This is a genomic window from Acinetobacter sp. YH12058, assembly GCF_013419805.1.
In the GTDB taxonomy this organism is placed as follows: domain Bacteria; phylum Pseudomonadota; class Gammaproteobacteria; order Pseudomonadales; family Moraxellaceae; genus Acinetobacter; species Acinetobacter towneri.
The window spans coordinates 93,024-112,670 of the sequence record NZ_VOZL01000002.1; the positions used below are offsets into that span (position 1 = coordinate 93,024).

Below are 19,647 nucleotides of genomic sequence, written 5' to 3' on the forward strand. Positions count from 1 at the left end.
TAATGGGTGATGTTTAATTGATTATTTTTAATGGATAGCTTTGACTTTATTTGGCAAGATAAGCTTGTTCGATTTGCTGAATACAAGAATTAATATTTTCTGGATGCAATAAGCGATGATGCCCAGACTCAAAAGTAGAGGTCTGCATATAGTTTTCTAAAAATGCTTGCGCGGCATGCATATCCAAAATTTCATCGCCCAATTCTAAATAAGCCAATTGTGGAATATCGTGCTGCAAGTCATCATCTGAAATTGCAGGATAGTCATTGCGAAACGTGGGAGCTAAACTTGGATTTGCCACCACACACGGAATATGGTGCGACAAAGACATTTTGAGTGCCCAATAGCCGCCTAGACTATGTCCCACCAAAATTTCAGGCTTAATTTTTTGAATGATATTGTGATAAAAATCGGCAACAGTTTGATAATTTAAGTTGCGATAATCGACATTGATACAAAATTTTTGTTTTGCATCTATGGCATGGAATTTAGTCGACTCCCGCGAGGAATCTAATCCATGTAAAAACAAGACTTTTAAAGCACATGTATTCATTGCCAGATTCACAAAGTTAAACATCTTGAGTCAAACTGAGCCTAAAGATAAAGTGGATAGAAAATAAAATATTTAGACTGATACATCAGCAGGTTTAAAAACAGCAAAATACGGTCTTTTTCATCTATTTTCTGAACAATATTGTAGTGCGCTTAGCCTGAGAAAGAAGTTAGCTTTTGGTCTAAGTCTACAAAAAATCACAAAAGCAAGTGGCAATTTAAAAAATAAATTGCTCGAGTCAGAGAAGGCATACGAAATCGTGTCTAAATCTGCTATTCTATTGAACTTCTTTTTTTAGTAATTATTCGAGGCAGAGATGACGCAACATAACGCTCAATCGACTTCTGAACCCACTATTTCCGAAAACGATTTAATTGCGCAGCGTCATGCCAAGTTAAAGCAAATTCAAGAACAAGCGCAGGCGAAGGGAACTAGCCCTTGGCCAAATACGTTTAAGCGTGAAAACTACGCAGAAGATTTGCAGGCACAATTCGCAGAAGTTTCTAAAGAAGAAATTGAAGCAGGCGAAAAAGTGTATGTGTCTGTAGCAGGTCGTGTGATGTTGAACCGCGGTTCATTCATCGTAATTCAAGACATGACAGGTCGTATTCAGTTGTATGTGGCGCGTAAAGAACTTAGTGCTGAAACATTAGAGACGATCAAGAGCCTAGATTTGGGCGATATTATCGCAGTGAAAGGCTATATTGGTCGTTCAGGCAAAGGCGATTTATATGTTCATATTCAACATTTTGAATTGTTGACCAAATCTTTACGTCCATTACCAGACAAATATCATGGTTTAAGCGATACCGAAGCGAAATATCGTAAGCGTTATTTAGACTTAATCGTAAATGAAGACACCCGTAAAACCTTTGAAATTCGTGCCAAAGTGGTTTCGGGTATTCGTGCATTTTTAACTGAACAGCGTTTTATGGAAGTTGAAACGCCAATGATGCATGTGATTCCTGGCGGTGCATCGGCACGTCCATTTGAAACGCATCATAATGCTTTAGATATGCCGTTATTCTTGCGTATTGCGCCTGAATTATATTTAAAGCGTTTAGTGGTTGGCGGTTTTGAACGTGTGTTTGAAATTAACCGTAACTTCCGTAATGAAGGGGTGTCTACACGTCATAACCCTGAATTTACCATGATCGAATTCTACCAAGCTTATGCCGACTATAAAGATTTGATGGCATTGACTGAGCAAATGCTAGAAAAACTGGCTTTGGATATTTTGGGTACTACCGATGTGCCGTATGGCGATGAAGTGTATAGCTTCAAAGGCCCATTCAAGAAAATTTCTATGTTTGATGCCATTCTTGAGCATAATCCACAATTCACGCCAGAAAATGTTAATGACCGTGATTTCTTGGCTAAATTTGTGCAGGAAGAATTGAAAGAACAGGTGAAGCCTGGTTTTGGTTTGGGCAAACTACAAACCATCGTGTTTGAAGAAACCGTAGAAACTCAATTACGTCAGCCGACTTTCATTACAGAATATCCTGCAGAAACGTCGCCTTTGGCACGTCGTAATGACGATAACCCACACATTACTGACCGTTTTGAGTTCTTTATTGGTGGTCGTGAATTGGCGAATGGTTTCTCAGAATTAAATGACCCGATTGACCAAGCTGAGCGTTTCCAAGCACAGGTTGCAGAAAAAGACGCAGGCGATGATGAAGCGATGCATTACGATGCAGACTTTGTTGAAGCTTTGGAATACGGCTTACCACCAACTGCAGGTGAGGGCATCGGGATTGACCGTTTGGTAATGTTGTTTGCCAACGCTGCGAGTATCCGTGATGTGATTTTATTCCCACACATGCGTCATAAAAACTAAGTTTTAGCGCATCGTTGACGACATAAAAAACAACCTGCAGAAATGCAGGTTGTTTTTTTGTTGTAACTTAAAGTTAAACACTTGCCACCAATTTTTTGATCATAGGTCGCTGGCGTTGACTGGCAAGCCATAAATCATGCTGCATTTGTAAATTCAACCAAAACTCTGGTGAGGTTTCTAAGGCTTCACTCAAACGAATCGCCATATCTGCAGAAATTCCAGTATGACCATTCAAAATGCGAGATAGGTTTGCACGTGTCACTCCAAGTGCTTGAGCCACTTCAGTCACAGAAGTTTCACCAATATATTCGCGCAACATTTCGCCCGGATGAGGTGCATTAAACATCATATTCATCTTTGTACTCCTGCGCTAGAAGCTATGTGATAATCCAAATAATCTACAATGTAGACATCACCATCTTCAAATTTAAAAATTACACGCCAATTACCATTTACTGTTAGTGACCATTGATCTTGTAGATTTCCACTCAATTTATGTAAACGCCAATTGGGTGGAGTTCGCAAATCATTCACCGTAGATGCAGCATGTAGTGCTGCAAGTATTAAACGTAATTTTGTAGAATGCGCTGCTTGAATACCTGCTGTTGAACCAGTTTGGAAAAAAGCCTGAAGACCTTTATGTTTAAAACTCTTAATCAAGCCTTAGTATTCAAGTGTATTGTGTATATGTACAGTATACGATAATTTCGAGTTTAATCAATCAACCAGTTTTGGCGGGGTTTAAGTGCATCTTGCGTAATCCGCAGAAACTTAAAGTGATGATGCTTATAACAACGCCGTTTGAATCCGTACTTTCATCTCTAAAGCTTGCTGTAAAATATGCGCTTTCATCCAAGTTACTTGTGTACCCATGGGGTTGGTTTTAATAGCAGTGTTTAAGAAATCCAGTTTTTCTTGCGAAAATAATTGCGTTTCAATCGCTTGATGCAGTTCTGCCGTGGTTGCATTTAAAGGCACATCTACCAAATAAAAACCTTTAGGATAATTATAAAATGCATACATTAAGTTAAAGGCTTTTTGTTCGGCCTTTAAATTGCCCGCACCAATTTCATAGCTGCGGTCTTGATTGCTATGCGTCACGCCTATTAAAAAGGAGAGTTGTTGATCACGGCAACGCAAACCAAATTGCAGCCCAATCTGATCTGCACTGAGTTCATGTTGCACAAAAACATTCAGCATTGAAGCATCATCGTTTAAAGGCTCTTGTAGGACGAGTAGCTCAGGGCTGTGCTGATACAAAAAACCAGCCAGCTGCGCCTGTTCAAGTTTGGATTTGATCTGTTCAATCTGTGGCATGGGAGCATCTTAAAAATAAAAAAATATGTTTTTACTTTAAGCATTTTTTGTTCATGCTTGAAGCACTGAATTAGATGAATAATCTATGAAGTTATTCAAAAATGAGCAGCTTGTAAGCGCGATTTGTATGTATCAAACGTAGCGAGAATGACGTTAAATTTCAATATATGATGGAATAAACTATTGATTAAATAAAACTTATACTGCTTATTGGTTTTCTTTTATATGAGCTTTTTGCATATAAATATAATAAAACAAGCAATAGTCTGCATAACTAAGTCACTATAATGAAAATCAAATTCTATCTGTGTTATTCGTACACAAGTTTAAGTACATCTGGTGTGATCAATGTCAATAAATCAGGAAAGACTTACTCATCTTAAACAGCTTGAAGCTGAGAGTATTCATATTATCCGTGAAGTTGCAGCCGAGTTTGAAAATCCAGTCATGTTGTATTCGATTGGTAAAGATTCAGCGGTAATGTTGCATTTGGCTTTAAAAGCATTCTATCCAGCGAAACTGCCATTTCCACTGTTACATGTGGATACAGGCTGGAAATTCAAAGACATGATCACTTTCCGTGACAACATGGCAAAACAGCACGGTTTTGACTTGATTGTTCATCAAAATAAAGAAGGGGTAGATGCCAACATTAACCCATTCGATCATGGCAGTTCTAAATATACTGACATCATGAAAACCCAAGGCTTAAAACAAGCTTTAGATAAATACGGTTTTGATGCGGCATTTGGTGGCGCGCGTCGTGATGAGGAAAAATCACGTGCCAAAGAACGTGTTTATTCTTTCCGTGATGCAAAACATCGTTGGGACCCGAAAAATCAGCGTCCTGAATTGTGGAATTTGTATAATGGCAAGGTCAATAAAGGCGAAAGTATTCGTGTGTTCCCATTGTCTAACTGGACTGAATTGGATATTTGGCAATACATTTACCTCGAAAGTATTCCATTAGTACCGTTGTATTTGGCTGCAGAACGTCCTGTCGTTGAGCGTAGCGGTACTTTAATTATGGTCGATGACGAACGCATGCCGTTGCTAGAAGGTGAAGTTCCACAAATGAAATCGGTACGCTTCCGTACTTTAGGTTGTTATCCACTTACGGGTGCAGTCGAATCAGAAGCGAATACCTTGCCTGAAATTATTCAGGAAATGCTATTGGCAACCAGTTCAGAGCGTCAGGGTCGTATGATTGACCACGATGAAGCTGGCTCGATGGAGAAGAAAAAGCAAGAAGGTTACTTCTAATCTCTCCTGAAAAATCTCCCCAAACCCCTCTTTATAAAGAGGGACTTATAAAAAGCGGAGCAAAGCCTCCCTTTATAAAAGGGAGATTTAGAGGGATTAAAGATTAAAAAACCGATTTCTAAAAAATATGTGGAGCTTTGAGCAATGTCTCATCAATCGAATTTAATTAGCCAAGATATTTTGGCGTATTTAAAACAGCACGAAAACAAAGATCTACTGCGCTTTTTAACTTGCGGTAACGTAGACGATGGTAAATCGACATTAATTGGTCGTTTGTTGTATGACTCAAAATTGATTTATGAAGATCAATTACAAGCCGTGACTCGTGACTCGAAAAAAGTCGGCACTACGGGCGATGCACCTGATTTAGCTTTATTGGTCGATGGTTTGCAAGCCGAGCGTGAGCAGGGCATTACCATTGATGTGGCTTATCGTTATTTTTCTACTGAAAAGCGTAAGTTCATCATTGCCGATACACCTGGGCATGAGCAATATACACGTAACATGGCAACAGGTGCATCGACTTGTGACTTGGCGATTATTTTGATTGATGCGCGTTATGGCGTACAAACTCAGACCCGTCGTCATACTTTTATTTCTAGTTTATTGGGCATTAACAATATTGTGGTTGCTATCAATAAAATGGATTTGGTGGATTATTCAGAAGCACGATTTAACGAAATTCAGACGGAATATGCGAACTTTGTGAATCAACTGGGTGATCGTAAACCATCGAATATTATTTTCACGCCAATTTCTGCCTTAAATGGCGATAACGTGGTGAACAAGTCTGAGCATACCCCTTGGTACACAGGCGATACTTTAATGGGAACATTGGAGTCGGTAGAAATTAACCGTAACTCGGCTCAAAATGATTTCCGTTTCCCTGTGCAGTATGTCAACCGTCCAAACCTTGACTTCCGTGGTTTCTGCGGCACGATTGCTTTGGGCGATATTCATGTGGGTGACCGCATTGTGGCATTGCCATCGGGCAAAAGCTCGACAGTAAAAGAGATTGTGACTTTTGATGGCAATCTTGAACATGCAATTGCAGGTCAAGCAGTTACCCTAACACTGAACGATGAAATTGATATTTCACGTGGTAATGTGTTGGTGCGTGAAGATCAAGTGCGTCCTGAAATTTCACGTGCTGTAAATGCCACTGTGGTGTGGATGGCTGATCAGCCACTATCTATTGGCAAGCTGTATAACTTAAAAGTGGGTACACAAACTGTGCCTGCAAAAGTCACAGCCATTCATTACCGTACCAATGTGAATACTTTGGAACAGGTGCAGGTTGAACAGCTTGAACTGAATGCAATTGCCAATGTCACCATCGAATTTGATGCGCCTGTGGTATTTGACCGTTATCAAGACAGTCGTTATACGGGTTCGTTTATTTTCATTGATCGTTTAAATAACGTGACCATTGGCGCAGGTATGGTTGAAGCTTGCGTAGAATGGACTGCACACAGTACACCTGTAACAGCCGAAGACCGTGCTGCACGTTTGGGTCAAAAACCTGCAGCGGTATGTGTACCAAGCCAAGCACTTGAACAGGCACAAGCACTTGAAAGCTTGCTGATTCAGCAGGGTATTGTTGCCATTGCCAAAGCAGGTTTAGATGCTGCGCAGGTTGCATTACTCCGCGAAACGGGCATTGTGGTCATTAGTGATGTAAACAGTGGTGCAGATGCAGAGTTGACTGCGACAGCTACAGAAGAACTGGCAGAAAAAATTATTGCCCTAGTTCGCTTATAAAATCGAATCCACATCCAATAAAAAACCGCTTTCACCTGAAAGCGGTTTTCTTATGTGCGTTCACTATATTGGAAAGTTTGTTTTTTAAGTGCGATCTAAGGGTTCGCTATTGAGATGTTTGAGCATGGGCGTGAAGTGTCCATAGTTAATTTTTTGAGGTTGTATTTCAAAGCCATTTTTTTCATAAAAACTTAAAGCAGTCTGCGTGCTAAATACACTTATATGCGATACATTTTTGCGCTGTAAATCGCTCATTGCTTCAAATAACAAGGCTTGACCAATACCGCGTTGTTGTACTTCGGGGGCAATGGCATGTTGTAAAATTTGCCCGCGATCACTCATCATAATAAAGCCAACCACCACATGCTGTAAGACATAGACCCAACAATTGTTGTAATGCAGCAGCATTAAAATATTTTCATAGCTTTTATTTTCTAGCCATGCCTGAATTTTGGCTTCATTGCGTTGATGATCTTGAATACAAGAGCGAATACTGGCGTGTAATACCGCAACCAAATTGGCGACATCTTGAATTTGTGCAGCTCTAATCATCTAGGCTTAGGGTGATAGATAAAAACAAGGCTCTATTGGAAGCGAAAAGTGTTTAAAGAAATAGCAGAAAATTGTTGTGTTTTACTGCGTTATACTGCAGCACAAGTCCTATTTTTAAGGCAATCGGTATCATTGTGTAATTGAGCATTGCACTTTTTAGCGATGCATGGATGGAATCATCTGTTAAAGCATAAGCGTTGAAGCGTGCAGCAGCGAATAGACGCTAAGCCCTGAAATGGTTATACTTTATTGAAACGCCTGAAATAAGAGCGAAGACCAAGATGGCAAAACTATTGTTATGGATTTTGTTGTTGATTGCCGTATATGCAGTCTGGAAAGTCTGGTTCAAAATAAAAATTAATCGTACTTTTCAGCAAAGCTGTCAAGATATTGCCAATATTGCCAATATTGTCCAAGACCCGATTACCCACAAAGCACCGCGCCCTGTTCGTGAGGTGGTGGAAGAAGTTGCCGAATACGAACAGCAATTATTTGATGATATCGCAGAAATATTTTTAAGCTTAAAAGTATCTAGTCGTGACCCTGAAGATGCCGAAACTATTCAACAAGAAGTGCTGAATAAAATGCCTGCCAAAGCACATACGCAAATTCGTCAGTTAGACTTGGGGGAGTGGTCAATTTACTGGAGTTTTTACGAGCAATCCCTTGAATATTTTGTCGGCAAATACGGAGTTTTTATTACCCATGTAGACCGCTTTGGGCAAGAGCATAAATACAATAATTCAGAGCAGTTTCAAACAGATTGATTTTCATGCCTGATTTTCTGTTTATGATTTTACAGAGGTTTCTTGAAAATTAATTGCAGCATCTTCTTGTCAGTTAAGTGTTTGGTTAAATGTTGAGTTTTGCGCTATTTTCCCGAAAAGAGGTATCATGCCTTTTTCTTTTACATAGGCAGCATCAATGTCAGTTTTAGAAATCATTGCTGTGTTGATTAGTGTTTTAGGCGTGACCTTAACCATTAAGCGACATATAGCTTGCTGGGTGGTGAATTTTATTGCCTGTTTGCTGTATGCCTATTTGTTCTTTGAATATCAATTGTATGGCGAAACGGTATTACAAACCCTATTTATGGGCATGGCTGTTTATGGTTTTTTCCAGTGGAAAACTGCACAGCAGCAAAAACAACATATCATCATTCAAAGCTTGCCACTCTCTAAAATGTGGCTGCAAATTGCACTGAGTAGCATACTGGGTTTACTGTTTGGGCTAAGTTTAAAGTGGTGGACGCAGGCTTCACTGCCTTTATTGGATGCACAACTGGCAGCTATGAGTCTATTGGCAATCTATTGGACCAGTCGTAAATACTTGGCTACATGGGTGTTATGGATTGTGGTCGATCTGGTGTATATCGGCATGTTTATTTACAAAGAGTTGCTGTTAACGGCTGTGTTATATGCTGGTTTTGTGGTTCTTGCTTATTTGGGCTGGCGTGAATGGCATAAAATCCGACAACAACATGCGGCACATTCTGCGGTGTGATGGCGTGTAGCGATGAGCAATTTAATTGATTTTAAACAGGCGCAGCTTAAACAATTTGATTTATTGGCATTGGATATTTTAGCGTATCCTGAGCGTTATTTACAGTTTGATTCGATTGCAGATTTTTACCAAGCCCAGTGGTTAGATGATTTCCCCAAAGGGACGACATGGTGTTCCACAGGACTAGATGATGGCGCAGAACATTTTTATGCCAAAATTGAATTTTATGGGCATTATTTAACTATTTATAGCCATGAAACCTATGCCGCTGAATTTGGCATCATTCACACAGAATAGACAAAATAGAGTCAATGACAGCAGGCGGAAAAAACATTTTAATAGCCTGAAAATAAAGTTGTATTTAGGATATAAAACAGCTTATACCCGTTGAGCATCAGCCAAATTATATTGCACGATGATGCTAGACCTACTCCATCAATAAACAAAATAAAAGGAACTCAAATGGCTCATCAATTTACTGTAAACGCCACCATTCATGGCGTTTCAATTGACGAATTTAAGCGTTTAGTGGCAGATGTTGCTTTGCATGAAGCAGTCTGCAAGCGTATTCCTGGTGAAAATTTGGAAATTTTAGAATCTAAAAAGAACGGTGATATTTACACTTTACGCCGTGCTTATAATTTAGATGTGAATATTCCAGATATGGCTAAAAAATTATTAAAAGATGCATTTCGTTTAAAACGCAATGATGTGACCCATTTAACGGCGCTTACTTCTACCGTGGAGCTTGGTGCAAACTTGCCTTTAGAAGCTAAAGGCGAGCGTAGTGTGACAGGCAACCATGAAAAAATTGATATTCAATTAAACTGGACAATTAAGGTTAAAGTGCCATTGATTGGCGGCATGTTGGAAAAACATGCAGAAGGGGAAATCCGTCGTTTCAGTGAGTTGGAAATTGGGATTGTGGAAGATGAGCTTAAGAAAAATTTAGCGGCTTAACCCTTCATTTCTACTAGAAAAGATTGCTCTTAAATACATGCTTGGCGCTGCCGTTTTCGGTGGCGCTTTGTTTTTTGGACGTATTGAATTGTGATTGTTGATGCTGGGGTCATTTTACAGTGATCAATTTTTGATTTTTGAAAAAGTTTAGTGCTTGGCTTTATTGCATACAGACTATCGGCTTAATTTATTATTTAAATATAGTATATTTATTATGCTAATATTTTGACCAGATTTAAATTGAGTGTGAGTTCTGCCATGAAATTGATTCAGTTGTTATGTTTATCGGTTTTGCTGACCTTTGCCAGTCTATCTCCAGCAATGGCAGAGAGCAAAAAAGATCCACTTTTTGTCTTGCTTACCAGCAGTGATGCGCACCGCACCAAAATGGCAATTGGCATGAGCAATAACCAATTTGGCAAAGGTCATCCACTGACGATTTATTTGGTCGATCAAGGCGTAATGTTGGCATCTAACCGCTTTGAACATAAATATGCAGAGCATCAGAACATGCTGAAAAGTATTATCGCCAAAGGTGGTGATGTGTATATCTGCAAAATGTGTATGGAGCAGTACGGTGTTGTTGAAGGTGACTTAATGAAAGGTCTGAAATATGCCAATCCAGATGCTATGGGTGAAGCAATTTTCCGTCCAGGCACTCAGACACTGAGCTGGTAATTCGGCTGCTTGAAATGCAAAAGCCTTGTTGAAAAACAGGGCTTTTTTATTGCGGAATTTCTAGCGCATGGCGTATTTTTTTAAACGATAATCCAGTGCAGCGCGGGAAATTCCCAATAAGCGTGCCGCTTCAGATACATTGTGTTTGGCTTTTTGCATCGCGGTGATAATCAGTTGTTGCTCATGCTGTTCTAAATCAAAACCTTCGGTTAAAAGCGTGTCTAAATCTGTGCTGTCTTGTACATCTTCAGCATCGTGTTCATGCTTTTGTGGGAACAACGCATTCAGTTTAATCATTTGTTGATCTTCGGTGAGTAGTACTGCACGCTCCAACAAATTTTCCAGTTCACGAATGTTGCCCGGCCAAGCATAACTTTGCATAAAGGCGGTGGCTTTTTCGCTTACTCCCTGAATTTGTTTGTCGTACATTTTTTCAAAGCGTTTTAAAAAGTGCTCAACTAAAAGGGGGATATCTTCACGGCGTTCACGCAGTGGTGGAATTTGCACAGGAAAAATATTTAAACGGTAATATAAATCGGCACGGAAACGACCTGCTTTAACCGCTTGTTCTAAATCTTCATTGGTTGCAGCAATTACACGAACATCAATATGACGGGTTTGTGAATCCCCAACACGTTCCACTTCACCTTCTTGTAGCACACGCAGTAAAGCCGCTTGAGCGCGTGGTGAAAGCTCAATCACTTCATCTAAAAAAATAGTGCCGCCATGGGCGCGTTCGAATTTACCTAAGCGTGATTGATGTGCACCTGTAAATGCACCTTTTTCAACACCAAACAGTTCAGATTCAATCAGTTCAGGCGGAATTGCCGCACAGTTGACCGCAACAAAAGCATGTTCTTTACGTTGACTGAGTTCATGCACACCACGGGCAAAGGCTTCTTTCCCGACCCCTGTTTCACCTTGCAGCAAAATCGACACTTTTGCACCTGCCGCTTTTTTGAGTAAGTCACACACCCGTTGATAAGCTGCAGATTGTCCGACTGAGCTGAACATGCTGTAGTCATTTTTACTGGTGGTATAAATCGACTTTTTCAGTTCATACAGTTCTGCTTGTAGCGCAATGAGTTCCTGTTCCATCGGTTCAGGCGACATGAATTGAATCAACTCATCGGCATTTTCCCATTCACTGAGTTGTTTACCAATAATGCGGCAATGCTCACGCCCGCAGGCTTTACATTCCACTTCCTGATAAATAATGGTCATGCCTGTGGCAAAACTGCTGTAACCGCAAGCATAGCCTAGTAGCATCCAGCAGGAAGGTTCGTGACTCAGTCCAAATTGCTCAACATGCACATCGGCTTCGAAGGAGTTATGCCAGTTTAAGTCTGCATAAAACTGTTTTTTCTTTTGATTTAAAATCAATTGATTGGCAGAAACTTGCACCATGCCACGAATACCGTGCATTTGCGGCCCTGCCATAAAAGCCTGTTCTTCATTTAAACCTGGGCGCATTTTAGTAGTGACTTCTGCATCTTTCAGACCTGCCTGATAGCCCAAACGAATAAAAAAGCGTTTGGTGCGTTCCATTCCAATCATATTGGCAAGGTCTTTACGCAAATAGCCCATGATGCTGGTATGCATCAGCAACATGCGATATTCATCAAACCAGATTTGTCCACGCTCAGTGTCAAAATGTAGTTTGGAAAGCAGGTCGTGAATTTCCTGAGGATGACCTGCATATTTGCCGCTGCTGTCGTATTTTACTCGTACCATGCGCCGTGTTTAATCCATTAAATTCGAGGCTGTTTAGCCATCTTATGCAAATTCGTGAAAATTCAATAATACCTAAACAGCATCATGCCAAACCTTAAAGGTATTTAGTTGTATCTATATGTTTTTGTTGTTTTTATTCCGTCTTTATCATAAGCGAATTGCATAAAGCCCAAGGGTAAATTTTTGTATCTGTACGGGCTGTATTTCATCAAATCATGAAATCTTAAATTTTTTAAACATCAAAATTCATCAAATCATGAAATCCAAATTCTTATAAAAACACTCAGATTTTTTAAGTTGCTGTTTTTCAATGTTTTTATAAAGTTGGCACGCTTGTTGTAATAGTAAAAGTAAGCAACAGATGCATGAAGCAACTGAAGCAAGTTCTGAATGAATCAGATCTTGTAGGAGAACAATATGAAGGATGCAACAGGCGCATTGCCCTTAACCAAATATATTCGGGTAACGGGCGATATTAATGCCGCATTTGTCGAGTTCGACTTTGCCATTCACGATCCCACTTTATATGTGGAGTTGGTGTTACCGCAGCAAGCATTCCGCGAGTTCTGCGCAACCAATCAAGTGGTGGAAATGAGCGAACAACAGCAAGCCGTGAATGATGCTGAAGAAGACAAATGGCGTTACGGCATTGAACACGACACTTTAGTCGGTGCACAGCGATACAACATTGATCATGAAGATCAACACTGAATGCTTAAGGAGATAAGCGATGACTTTAGAAATTAAAACAGCGGGTATAGAGCCAATTCGTCAAAACTATGCCTATATTGAGCGCCGTTTTGGCAACAAGCCAGCCACCCGTTATCAGGAAGTCAGTTTTGATATTCAGGCGGAAACCAACTTTCACTATCGTCCGCTGTGGAAACCTGAAAAAACCTTAAATGATAAAACCCATACTGCAATTGAAATGCAGGATTGGTATGCATTTAAAGACCCGCGTCAGTTTTATTACGGAACTTATGTGCAGCATCGTGCGCGTTTGCAGGACATTGCCGAAAGTAACTTTAGCTTTTTTGAAAAGCGTCAGTTGGCAGAGCATATTTCTGAAGATGTCAAAGCCAAAGTGATTGCCTTGTTTTTGCCGTTTCGTCATATCGAACAGACTGCCAATTTACACATGATGTCGGGCAGTGCTTATGGTTATGGCACGGTGCTGACCCAAGCCTGTATTTATGCTGCGATGGATCGTTTAGGGATGGCGCAGTACATCTCACGGGTTGGTTTGGCACTCGATGGCAACACGGGCGAATCTTTAATTCCAGCCAAACAAGCATGGATGCAGGATGAAGCATGGCAAGGACTGCGCAAGCTGTGTGAAACCAGTTTGATCGAGCAGGACTATTTCAAACTGTTTTTATTACAAAACTTGGTGATTGACAGCTTTATGAGCGAATTGGTTTACACCCAATTTGATCAATGGTTGGCACAGCATCAAGCACGTGACTTGGCGATGCTGATGGAATTTATGCAGGAAGCCATGGCAGATTTACGCAAATGGTCAGACAGCGTATTTAAAACCGCAGCTGCAGAATCTGCACATAACAAACAATTGTTGAGCCAGTGGTTAGCCGAATATTTACCTGAAGTGAAAGCGGCATTTGCAGCGTGGGCAGCTGAGGCGTTGTCTGCAGATGCAGTCGACATTGCAGAACAAAAACTGCTGGAACGCAGTAAAAAAATTGGCATCGAACTCGAACAAATTTTGCAGGCTTAAGGAGAAGCAGCATGTCTAAGGTTTATCTCGCATTACAGGACAATGACACGTCGCGCTACATCATTGAAGCGATTGAAGAAGACAACCCAGATGCCACGATTCAATATCTGCCAGCCATGATTCGGGTAGAAAGCGAAACAGGTCTGATTGTTAAAGCAGAAACGGTATCTGAAAAACTTGGACAAGATTGGGATATTCAGTCTTTACAACTCAACATGATTACGTTGGGCGGCAACGTCGAAGAAGATGATGACAGTTTCCGTTTGCACTGGAACTAGGAATAAGGATGTGCACTGAGCCAATTTGAGTACAGTGCCGCCAGAACATATTGCTGCATAGATTGCCGCTAAAAAATTTAAGGATGATGAGCATGAATTCACAAGTTAAAACCCCAGCAAAAAAACTGAATGCCAAAGACCGTTATCGCGCACTTACTCGTGACTTGGATTGGGACTTTTCTTATGCAGACCGCAAAGAAGCCTTTCCATACGAAGAATTTGAAGGCATTAAAATTACAGACTGGTCTAAATGGGAAGATCCATTCCGTTTAACCATGGATGCTTACTGGAAGTATCAGGCAGAAAAAGAGAAAAAACTTTACGCCATTTTTGATGCTTTTGCACAAAACAACGGTCAAATGAACGTGACCAATGAGCGTTATTTGAATGCCATCAAACTGTTTTTAACTGCGGTAACTCCGCTTGAATATCAGGCATTCCAAGGTTATGCACATGTAGGGCGTCAGTTCAGTGGTGTAGGCGCACGTATCGCATCACAAATGCAGTCGATTGATGAATTACGTCACGTGCAGACGCAAATTCATGCCATGAGCCATTACAACAAATTCTTTGATGGTTTTCAGGATTGGTCGCACATGCATGACCGCGTTTGGTACTTGTCTGTACCAAAATCTTTCTTTGAAGATGCGCGTTCAGCAGGGCCGTTTGAGTTCTTGTTAGCCATTAGCTTTGCCTTTGAATATGTATTGACCAACTTGTTGTTCGTACCGTTCATGTCAGGTGCAGCACACAATGGCGATATGGCAACGGTCACCTTTGGTTTTAGTGCACAGTCCGATGAAGCACGTCACATGACTTTAGGTCTAGAAATCGTGAAATTCTTGTTAGAACAACACGAAGATAACGTGCCAATCGTACAGGAATGGATTGATAAGTGGTTCTGGCGTGGGACTCGTCTGTTATCTATAGTTGGCATGATGATGGACTACATGCTGCCAAACAAAGTGATGTCGTGGAAAGAAGCGTGGGAAACCTACTTTGAAGAAGCGGGCGGTGCGTTATTTAAAGACTTGAGCCGTTACGGTATTCGTATGCCGAAATATTCAGAAGTAATTACCAAAGAAAAAGAACACGTGTCGCATCAAGCGTGGTGGATTTTCTATAACTTCGGTCATGCAGCAGGTTTCCATACTTGGATTCCAACCGATCAGGAAATGGATTGGTTATCTGAAAAATATCCAGACACCTTTGACAAATACTACCGTCCAAAGTGGGAGTTAGCACGCAAGATGGAAGCAGAAGGCAAGCGTTTCTACAGCGCAGGCTTACCGCAATTGTGCCAAATTTGCCAAGTGCCAATGACTTTCACCGAAATGGATGGCGATCCGACCATGTTTACGTATCGTGAGTCTGTTTATAAAGGCGAGCGTTACCACACCTGTTCAGATGGTTGTCACGATATTTTTGAACGTGAACCTGAAAAATATGTGCAGGCATGGTTGCCAGTGAACCAAATTCTACAAGGCAACTGTGGTGGCTTAGATTTGGAAAACATGCTGCGCGAATATTATCGCTTCAATGTCGGTGCAGATAACTTGGATATTGAAGGTTCACCAGACCAGCAACGCTGGAAAAAATGGAAAGGTGATGCGGCTTAACACGCATTCACTATCTAAAGTAAATATCTAAAATTTAAGTTATTTCAAGATTCAAATTTAAAAGGATTTCGGTTTGAGTCATTTGCGGCTCAAACCACCCCAATACGGAGAATGACCATGTCAGTACGCGCTATTCGCCCAGATTACGACTTTGAACCACGCGACCTACAAAAACACTATGGCGACAACATTTTGGTGTATGTGGGTTGGGATCATCACACTTTATATTGTTCTGCACACGCCATGTTGGTTTCGCCGCAGCAAACCTTTCAGGAATTTTTGGATCAGCAAATGCAGGCGGGTTTCCATCAACATCCTGACTTTGAAAACATTAAATGGGATGAAGTGCAATTTACTTTAAACAAACAGGTAATTCAGCCACGCCCTGAACAGACCTTGGCAGAAATTGGCTTCGATCAAAAATCACTACTGCGTTTTGTGACCCCAGGACTGAATGGGTACAAGGGCGCACACGTTTAAAACAGTAAGATCACAACAAAATAAAGACAGCAAAGCACAGTCAGTAAGTACAAGACAGGAGGTCGCAGATGAGCTATCAAGTCACAATTGAGCCAATTGGCACAACCATTGAGGTTGAAGAAGATCAAACCATTTTAGATGCCGCGTTACGTCAAGGCGTGTGGTTGCCATTTGCTTGTGGGCATGGCACTTGCGGCACTTGTAAAGTCCAAGTCACCGATGGTTATTATGATGTCGGCGAAGCGTCACCTTTCGCGCTGATGGATTTGGAACGTGAAGAACACAAAGTGTTGGCGTGCTGCTGTAAGCCTGAATCAGACATGACCATTGAAGCCGATGTTGATGAAGACCCAGATTTCTTGGGATATTTGGTTCAGGATTATCAGGCCAAAGTCCTTGAGGTAAAGGACTTATCTCCAACCATTAAAGGTGTGCGCTTGCAGTTAGACCGCCCGATGGAGTTTCAGGCAGGGCAATACATTAACGTGCAATTCCCGGGTATTGAAGGCACTCGTGCCTTCTCAATTGCCAATGCACCAAGCGAACTAGGCATTATTGAATTGCATATTCGTCATGTTGTGGGCGGCAGTGCTACGACCTATGTGCATGAGCAGCTTGCGGCAGGCGACGCACTGGAAATTTCAGGGCCATACGGACAATTCTTTGTACGTAAATCGGATGATCAGGATGCGATTTTTATTGCAGGTGGTTCAGGTTTATCTAGCCCGCAATCTATGATTTTAGACTTACTAGAGTCGGGTGATACCCGCACCATTTACCTATTCCAAGGTGCGCGTGATGTTGCGGAATTATATAACCGAGAACTGTTTGAGCAGTTAGTCAAAGACTATCCAAACTTCCGCTACATTCCCGCATTAAATGCACCTAAAGCAGAAGACCATTGGACAGGATTTACAGGCTATGTGCATGAAGCGGTTGCCGATTATTTTGAGCAGCGTTGCGGTGGACACAAAGCCTATTTATGCGGCCCACCAGTCATGATTGATGCAGCAATTTCGACCTTAATGCAAAGCCGTTTGTTTGAACGTGATATTCACACTGAACGCTTCTTGAGTGCTGCCGATGGTGCAAGTGGTCAGTCACGTTCAGCATTGTTTAAACATATTTAAAAGTGGATAGGTGCTGCAATATTGTACTGAGCCTATCGAATTGCAATAGATAAAAAGTTTCCAAGGAAGTCGGTCAGTGTTGAGGCATTTAGCTCAGCACTGACACCATCATCAACACAGTAAGGCAGTGTCAAAAGCCAAAATAGCAATGCGACAACCAGCAAAGCCAAAATAGCCAAGGAGAGTTACATGGACCGTCAACAAATTGATACTTTAGTGAAGGAAATGAACGTAGACACCGCTACACGCCCTGTCGATCAGCGTGTGCAGCAAATAGTGGTGCGTTTAGTGGCAGATTTATTTCAAGCCATTGAAGATTTAGACATTCAGCCTTCAGAAGTGTGGAAAGGTCTGGAATATATTACCGATGCAGGCAAAGCCAATGAACTTGGTTTACTTGCAGCAGGTTTGGGTTTAGAACATTATCTAGATTTACGTGCCGATGAAGCCGATGCCAAAGCAGGCGTAACAGGCGGTACACCACGTACCATTGAAGGGCCACTTTATGTTGCAGGTGCGCCTGAATCAGTCGGTTTTGCGCGTATGGATGATGGTTCAGAATCAGACCATTTAGATACGTTAATTATTGAAGGTACAGTCACTGACACCAATGGCAATATCATTGAAAATGCCAAAGTCGAAGTTTGGCATGCCAACGGTTTAGGTAACTATTCATTCTTTGATAAATCTCAGTCTGACTTTAACTTACGCCGTACTATTTTCAGTGATGCCAATGGTAAATATGTGGCGCAAACGACCATGCCAGTCGGTTATGGCTGCCCACCAGACGGCACGACTCAAGCTTTATTAAACAAACTAGGTCGTCATGGCAACCGTCCATCTCACGTGCATTACTTCATTTCTGCACCAGGTTACCGCAAACTCACTACGCAATTTAACATTGAAGGTGATCAATACCTGTGGGATGACTTCGCATTTGCGACCCGTGAAGGTCTGGTTGCAACAGCGGTAGATGTGACCGATGCTGCAGAAATTCAGCGCCGTGGTTTAGACAAACCATTTAAGCACATCACCTTTAACTTTGAATTAGTCAAAGACACTGCAAATGCACCATCGACTGAAGTTGAACGTCGTCGTGCAAGTGCTTAATCCCACACCTTAAAACACAAAGTTTTAACACGTTCGCCAATACAGCATCAGCAAGTTCTTTGTTGATGCTGCCCTTAAAAGTCGGCTGTTCGCGCATGAATGATTCAGGCGCAGCAGGCAGACTTCATCAAAACTTCTATTGAATAGGATGTTCTATGAATAACAAAATTTGGGCACTCATGCTTTTGGGTGTCATGGCGACACACGTCAATGCAACAGAAAACGGTTTAGATACATTTGGATTAGGCGCAGAAGGCATTGCAGCAGGGGCTTTACCACCAGCTGGGGTATACTTACTCAACTACTATCAGAACTATCATGCCAGTGAGTTTAAAGACGGCCCAGACAATTTCCATGCCGATGTGAATGTCTATATTCCACGTTTGGTATGGATGACCCCCCAATACATTGCAGGCGGTCAGTTGGGTTTATATGCTGCACAGCCTTTGGTCGATTTGCGTTTAAATGTGATGGGCATGTCAGACTCTAACAGTGGTTTGGGCGATTTGATTATTGGCAGCATGTTGGGTTGGCATAAAGGCAATCATCACAGTGTAGCTGCTTTAGAAGGTGTGCTCGCAACAGGCGATTATGAAGATGCCAATCCACAACGTCCTGTAGTTGCCAACTTAGGTAAGAACTACAACACCATTCGTCCTATCTTTGCGTATTCTTATTTGCAGCCGCAAGGTTGGGAGTTTTCCACCAAAATGTCTTATAGCTTCAACAGTGAAAATGACGACACAAATTATCAGTCGGGGGATTATTTCGCTGGAGATTATGCAATCGGTTATCAATTGAATGATCAAGTCAAATTGGCACTCGAAGGTTATGTATTTAAACAAACCACAGATGATGAAGTGAATGGTGTCAGTATTGGCAATAAAGGACAGGCTCTATCTTTTGGTCCCGCGATTCAATACAAACGTGATAATTGGTCTTTGGAAGCAAAGTTTTTGAAAGAAACCGAAGTGGAACATCGTCCTGAAGGACACTCTTCGACTTTGAAATTGGTTTGGGCTTTTTAAAGCCCGAACCTGATTCTGCAGTGTTGCACATCAAGCTATCTTACAAAACAAAGTCAAGTTGAAAGACTTGGCTTTTTTGCAGCATCATTTTTCAAGATGGCTT

General features: G+C 41.3%; 22 protein-coding genes. 16 read left to right on the forward strand and 6 right to left on the reverse strand.

Annotated elements, in window-relative coordinates; translation table 11 throughout:
* Window positions 1–46 precede the first annotated feature (46 nt).
* Entirely contained in the window at window positions 47–553 is a 507-nt protein-coding gene (locus FTU09_RS01830; RefSeq protein ID WP_026438299.1) for a YqiA/YcfP family alpha/beta fold hydrolase, read from the reverse strand.
* A 316-nt stretch (window positions 554–869) separates the two neighbouring features.
* On the opposite strand from FTU09_RS01830, the gene lysS reads away from it, so the two are divergent.
* Entirely contained in the window at window positions 870–2,396 is a 1,527-nt protein-coding gene (gene lysS, locus FTU09_RS01835; protein WP_096900968.1) for a lysine--tRNA ligase, read from the forward strand.
* A gap of 73 nt (window positions 2,397–2,469) precedes the next feature.
* Here lysS and FTU09_RS01840 read toward each other — a convergent pair whose 3' ends face one another.
* The 3 genes from FTU09_RS01840 to FTU09_RS01850 all read right to left on the reverse strand — a co-directional run bounded on the left by FTU09_RS01840 (window position 2,470) and on the right by FTU09_RS01850 (window position 3,713).
* Window positions 2,470–2,751, reverse strand: coding sequence for a HigA family addiction module antitoxin (locus FTU09_RS01840; RefSeq protein ID WP_004971994.1), 282 nt, complete (start codon window positions 2,749–2,751; stop codon window positions 2,470–2,472).
* Window positions 2,748–3,056 carry a type II toxin-antitoxin system RelE/ParE family toxin gene (locus FTU09_RS01845; protein WP_096900967.1) on the reverse strand — a complete coding sequence of 103 codons (309 nt, stop codon included), beginning with the start codon at window positions 3,054–3,056 and terminating at the stop codon, window positions 2,748–2,750. Before FTU09_RS01845 ends, FTU09_RS01840 begins: the two co-directional genes overlap by 4 nt.
* A 126-nt stretch (window positions 3,057–3,182) precedes the next feature.
* Complete coding sequence (locus tag FTU09_RS01850; RefSeq protein ID WP_096900966.1) at window positions 3,183–3,713, reverse strand: hypothetical protein; 531 nt, start codon at window positions 3,711–3,713, stop codon at window positions 3,183–3,185.
* A gap of 354 nt (window positions 3,714–4,067) precedes the next feature.
* Here FTU09_RS01850 and cysD point away from each other — a divergent pair, with 354 nt between their 5' ends.
* Both cysD and cysN read left to right on the forward strand, forming a co-directional pair.
* Window positions 4,068–4,976 carry a sulfate adenylyltransferase subunit CysD gene (cysD, locus tag FTU09_RS01855; protein WP_026438300.1) on the forward strand — a complete coding sequence of 303 codons (909 nt, stop codon included), beginning with the start codon at window positions 4,068–4,070 and terminating at the stop codon, window positions 4,974–4,976.
* 144 nt (window positions 4,977–5,120) lie between these two features.
* Window positions 5,121–6,737, forward strand: coding sequence for a sulfate adenylyltransferase subunit CysN (gene cysN, locus FTU09_RS01860; protein WP_096900965.1), 1,617 nt, complete (start codon window positions 5,121–5,123; stop codon window positions 6,735–6,737).
* Window positions 6,738–6,821: 84 nt separating this feature from the next.
* Here the strand turns inward: cysN and FTU09_RS01865 are convergent, their stop codons facing one another.
* On the reverse strand, window positions 6,822–7,289 hold the full coding sequence (locus FTU09_RS01865; protein ID WP_167845868.1) for a GNAT family N-acetyltransferase: 468 nt from the start codon (window positions 7,287–7,289) through the stop codon (window positions 6,822–6,824).
* Between the two features lie 281 nt (window positions 7,290–7,570).
* On the opposite strand from FTU09_RS01865, the gene FTU09_RS01870 reads away from it, so the two are divergent.
* The 5 genes from FTU09_RS01870 (at window position 7,571) to FTU09_RS01890 (ending at window position 10,430) form a co-directional block, all read left to right on the forward strand.
* On the forward strand, window positions 7,571–8,056 hold the full coding sequence (locus FTU09_RS01870; RefSeq protein ID WP_180051629.1) for a hypothetical protein: 486 nt from the start codon (window positions 7,571–7,573) through the stop codon (window positions 8,054–8,056).
* A gap of 157 nt (window positions 8,057–8,213) precedes the next feature.
* Entirely contained in the window at window positions 8,214–8,792 is a 579-nt protein-coding gene (gene pnuC, locus FTU09_RS01875; RefSeq protein ID WP_179996145.1) for a nicotinamide riboside transporter PnuC, read from the forward strand.
* Window positions 8,793–8,804: 12 nt separating this feature from the next.
* Window positions 8,805–9,089 carry a hypothetical protein gene (locus FTU09_RS01880; protein ID WP_096900962.1) on the forward strand — a complete coding sequence of 95 codons (285 nt, stop codon included), beginning with the start codon at window positions 8,805–8,807 and terminating at the stop codon, window positions 9,087–9,089.
* A gap of 165 nt (window positions 9,090–9,254) precedes the next feature.
* On the forward strand, window positions 9,255–9,752 hold the full coding sequence (locus FTU09_RS01885; RefSeq protein ID WP_004971978.1) for a DUF2505 family protein: 498 nt from the start codon (window positions 9,255–9,257) through the stop codon (window positions 9,750–9,752).
* Between the two features lie 258 nt (window positions 9,753–10,010).
* Window positions 10,011–10,430: a DsrE family protein gene (locus FTU09_RS01890; RefSeq protein ID WP_004971976.1), complete on the forward strand. Its 420-nt coding sequence runs from the start codon at window positions 10,011–10,013 to the stop codon at window positions 10,428–10,430.
* A 60-nt stretch (window positions 10,431–10,490) separates the two neighbouring features.
* On the opposite strand, the gene mobR is transcribed toward FTU09_RS01890, so the two are convergent.
* The gene (mobR, locus tag FTU09_RS01895) at window positions 10,491–12,164 is read right to left on the reverse strand and encodes a phenol degradation transcriptional regulator MobR (RefSeq protein WP_180079458.1); all 1,674 of its coding nucleotides are present in this window, start codon (window positions 12,162–12,164) and stop codon (window positions 10,491–10,493) included.
* 417 nt (window positions 12,165–12,581) lie between these two features.
* Here mobR and FTU09_RS01900 point away from each other — a divergent pair, with 417 nt between their 5' ends.
* The 8 genes from FTU09_RS01900 (at window position 12,582) to FTU09_RS01935 (ending at window position 19,544) form a co-directional block, all read left to right on the forward strand.
* Window positions 12,582–12,875 carry a phenol hydroxylase subunit gene (locus tag FTU09_RS01900; protein ID WP_004971972.1) on the forward strand — a complete coding sequence of 98 codons (294 nt, stop codon included), beginning with the start codon at window positions 12,582–12,584 and terminating at the stop codon, window positions 12,873–12,875.
* Between the two features lie 19 nt (window positions 12,876–12,894).
* Entirely contained in the window at window positions 12,895–13,899 is a 1,005-nt protein-coding gene (locus FTU09_RS01905) for an aromatic/alkene monooxygenase hydroxylase subunit beta (RefSeq protein WP_004971970.1), read from the forward strand.
* 11 nt (window positions 13,900–13,910) lie between these two features.
* On the forward strand, window positions 13,911–14,177 hold the full coding sequence (locus tag FTU09_RS01910; RefSeq protein ID WP_004971969.1) for an MmoB/DmpM family protein: 267 nt from the start codon (window positions 13,911–13,913) through the stop codon (window positions 14,175–14,177).
* Between the two features lie 92 nt (window positions 14,178–14,269).
* Complete coding sequence (locus FTU09_RS01915) at window positions 14,270–15,796, forward strand: aromatic/alkene/methane monooxygenase hydroxylase/oxygenase subunit alpha (RefSeq protein ID WP_004971966.1); 1,527 nt, start codon at window positions 14,270–14,272, stop codon at window positions 15,794–15,796.
* Window positions 15,797–15,913: 117 nt separating this feature from the next.
* Entirely contained in the window at window positions 15,914–16,276 is a 363-nt protein-coding gene (locus FTU09_RS01920; RefSeq protein ID WP_104853300.1) for a phenol hydroxylase subunit P4, read from the forward strand.
* A 68-nt stretch (window positions 16,277–16,344) separates the two neighbouring features.
* A complete protein-coding gene (locus FTU09_RS01925) occupies window positions 16,345–17,406 on the forward strand; it encodes an NADH:ubiquinone reductase (Na(+)-transporting) subunit F (protein ID WP_004971960.1) in 1,062 nt (353 codons plus the stop codon).
* A 189-nt stretch (window positions 17,407–17,595) separates the two neighbouring features.
* Complete coding sequence (catA, locus tag FTU09_RS01930; protein ID WP_004971957.1) at window positions 17,596–18,516, forward strand: catechol 1,2-dioxygenase; 921 nt, start codon at window positions 17,596–17,598, stop codon at window positions 18,514–18,516.
* Window positions 18,517–18,671: 155 nt separating this feature from the next.
* Window positions 18,672–19,544, forward strand: a complete 873-nt coding sequence (locus FTU09_RS01935; protein ID WP_179993561.1) for a transporter — start codon at window positions 18,672–18,674, stop codon at window positions 19,542–19,544.
* Window positions 19,545–19,647 lie beyond the last annotated feature (103 nt).